Source organism: Peribacillus sp. NPDC058002 (assembly GCF_042886655.1).
GTDB classification, from domain to species: Bacteria; Bacillota; Bacilli; order Bacillales; family DSM-1321; genus Peribacillus; species Peribacillus aracenensis.
On record NZ_JBHVQU010000364.1, the window covers coordinates 1 to 2,820 of the forward strand.

Below are 2,820 nucleotides of genomic sequence, written 5' to 3' on the forward strand. Positions count from 1 at the left end.
TGATTAAACTGTCAACTTAAGGGAGGGAATGAGTATAAAATGAAAAAAATAAAAATTATATATTGGATTTTCACAGGACTTTTAGTGGCACTAATGGTTTTGGGTTCTATTCCGGATATAATGTCTGTTCCCGATGCAGTCGCTTTATTTAATCATTTAGGTTATCCTACCTACCTCCTGCCCTTTATTGGTATAGCCAAATTATTAGGTGTCGTGGCAATACTCATTCCAGGTTTTCCGAGAATTAAGGAATGGGCTTATGCCGGTTTTGTATTTGATTTGACGGGTGCTATGTATTCAAGCATATCAGTGGGCGATCCTGCCAGTGGATGGCTGCTTTTCATTATCGGATATATATTGATAGCCGGCTCTTATATTTGCCATCATAAAATATTAAATTCCGCTACATCGAGCACTTTGAGCAATAAGGATAGCTTAACAATATAATAAATTGGCAACAAACTCGTCACATATAAAAGAAATTGGAAATTGAAAGAGTCCCGATAAGTTTTACCTTATCGGGACTCTTTTTTTGAACATGTAATAAAAAGTTGCCTATAATTTACTTACTTTTTTTGAAGACAAATAAGCGACAAGTATATAGCGTTCAGGTGCCGCCCCAATATAATCAAAGGGATAGCAGGTACTGACGGTTAGCGTTGCCCGTGGCTTTGGTACGATTACGGTTCGATCATCCTCATCCACAATTCGAACTTTGTTGACTTTGTATGTGAACTCGCCTGCCGATGTTCTTACAATCAACAAATCTCCTTCGCCAACTTGCCCGAGTTTACGGAATACCGTATCTCTATGACCGGAAAGAACGGAATTGTCATTTTCACCTGGTAGTACACTTCCTGCAAAGTGACCAACGCCTTTTTCCAATTCGTCCTCGTTTGTGCCATGGAAAATAGGGAGCTTGGCTTTTAGTTTGGGTATATACAGTTCCCCGATTTCTTCACCCGTTTCGGGGCGGACAGGATATAGCTCTTTCTTTGTTATTTTTTTACTTATTGGCTCACTACTGGGTGGTTTCTGTACAGGTTCATTCACTTGGCTAGTTGGAGTATGAGTCTTATAAAGAAAGTAGCCTTTTGCAAACTTATACATATTGGATGTGGAAAACCAAACCCCAAATAAAATGATGGCAATTGCACAAGAAAGCAGAAGAAACCGCCTTTTCTTTAATTGTTTCATATTAAGCTTTCCTAATTCTTCGATACATCAAGCTTCCGAACAATACAATGCAAAGCCCTAAAAGAGCATTAGGGATATAATCGGAAGCGGTATTTGGCAGTTTAGCCCCTTTTACAGTTTGATGTTCCGAATTAGTATGAGTACTGATCTTTTGTTTTACTGGTTTAGCAACCGGTGCCTTTTCAATAGTCTTTTGCACCTCTTTAGCAGATTCCTTTATTTGCCCGCCTGCATTGGTAAGAGTATCAGAATCGACCATTTCACCCGTTATTAAAAGATCAGCCAAGAACTTCCCATCAATAGAGTAAATTGATATTTTCAGGTTAGCACCTTTTAGCTCTTCCAATTTCATTAAATCCAAAAGGGATACAGGTGATTCCGATCCGCTTTTCACAAGGGAATAGGATACCTTAAGCTTAAAGATGGAAAGTAATTCTTCATAGATTGATGCCATTTCAGCTATCTGTTCAGCTGTAAGCTCGGTTGCTACATCAAATTCCTCGAAAGCCATCATGCGGTTGCCCAATTCTTCAAGTCGCTTGATTGTTTCCGGATTGGAAAGATGCTCTTCCAAAGACATTAAGTGGTCTTCAAGCCTCTGTAATTCTTCTTCCGTTAGTCCGAGTTCTTCGAAAATAGGAAGGAGACCTTCGGCAACTTCACCATCCATCCCCCCACCAGTAAGGTTCCAAACAGTTTCTTCAAGATTATCTATGTATATATAATCGTTAATATCTTCACCATTTTCTTTCAACAATTGAAGCAACGCTTGTTTATCCAATCCATAGTTCTCATTAAAATAATCTAAGTTGCTTAGGTCCGCCTTTATGACATCACCTAAGAATTCGCTAAGCTCATCAACAGATTCGAATTCTTCCGTGCTAAAATCATAGAGTTCCAATGTCGCTTCGATATCTTCTTTTGTTACTTCGAAGCCTCTTACTTTGCTAACCTTGGCTAAATAATTGACAAATTCTTTGTCAAAGTTTGGATCACGTTCAAAATCGCCCTCTTCCGCATAGAAATAAACAGCTTCATCGAGGTCCCAGATAAAGATATAATCGTCAAGTTCTTCGCCATTTTCATGCAAAAGTTTAATTAGGCTCTCACTAGTTAGATTATAATCTTCATAAATGGCATCTAAATTACTTAAATCTGCCTTAATAACTTCGCCCAAAGCATCTTTAAGATCATCAATGGATTCAAAGTTTTTAATACTCTCATCGTAAAAAGAAAGAGACGTTTCAATATCATCCTTCGTCACTTCAAAACCCCTGACAAGGCTTACCTCTTTTAAATACTTTGTGAGTTCTTGCTCAAAATTTTTCTTTGGTGCTGCCGATGCCAATTGCGGGAATAAGCTAATTAACAACGTAAATGAAACTAAAATGGTCCACAGTTTTTTCATACTTTTCTCCTATTCATAACATTTCATATGTTTCTAAAAGATTATAATTCAATAACAATAATTTAACAATGAAGTTATTTTTTCCAGTATGGGAAATTTCTACCTTAATTACTTTGCTAAGAAACTTTTTAACCGCATATACTTCTGTTTACGCTAATAATGACGTATTTCTTCCTATTAATATACCGATTACAATAATCCCCCCACTTCTGTAC

General features: G+C 37.3%; 3 protein-coding genes. 1 reads left to right on the plus strand and 2 read right to left on the minus strand.

Going from position 1 to position 2,820, the window contains the following annotated elements; all coding sequences use genetic code 11:
* Positions 1-39 precede the first annotated feature (39 nt).
* Positions 40-447, plus strand: a complete 408-nt coding sequence (locus ACFVSH_RS25040) for a DoxX family protein (RefSeq protein WP_387594818.1) — start codon at positions 40-42, stop codon at positions 445-447.
* Positions 448-555: 108 nt separating this feature from the next.
* Here ACFVSH_RS25040 and ACFVSH_RS25045 read toward each other — a convergent pair whose 3' ends face one another.
* The gene (locus ACFVSH_RS25045; RefSeq protein ID WP_387594816.1) at positions 556-1,197 is read right to left on the minus strand and encodes a class D sortase; all 642 of its coding nucleotides are present in this window, start codon (positions 1,195-1,197) and stop codon (positions 556-558) included.
* A 1-nt stretch (position 1,198) separates the two neighbouring features.
* Positions 1,199-2,605, minus strand: a complete 1,407-nt coding sequence (locus tag ACFVSH_RS25050; protein ID WP_387594813.1) for a processed acidic surface protein — start codon at positions 2,603-2,605, stop codon at positions 1,199-1,201.
* Positions 2,606-2,820 lie beyond the last annotated feature (215 nt).

What these genes read in the sequence shown, in the direction of transcription:
- ACFVSH_RS25040 (WP_387594818.1), top strand. Translation starts at nt 40, where the DNA reads ATGAAAAAAATAAAAATTATATATTGGATTTTCACAGGACTTTTAGTG.
- ACFVSH_RS25050 (WP_387594813.1), bottom strand. Translation starts at nt 2,605, where the DNA reads ATGAAAAAACTGTGGACCATTTTAGTTTCATTTACGTTGTTAATTAGC.
- ACFVSH_RS25045 (WP_387594816.1), bottom strand. Translation starts at nt 1,197, where the DNA reads ATGAAACAATTAAAGAAAAGGCGGTTTCTTCTGCTTTCTTGTGCAATT.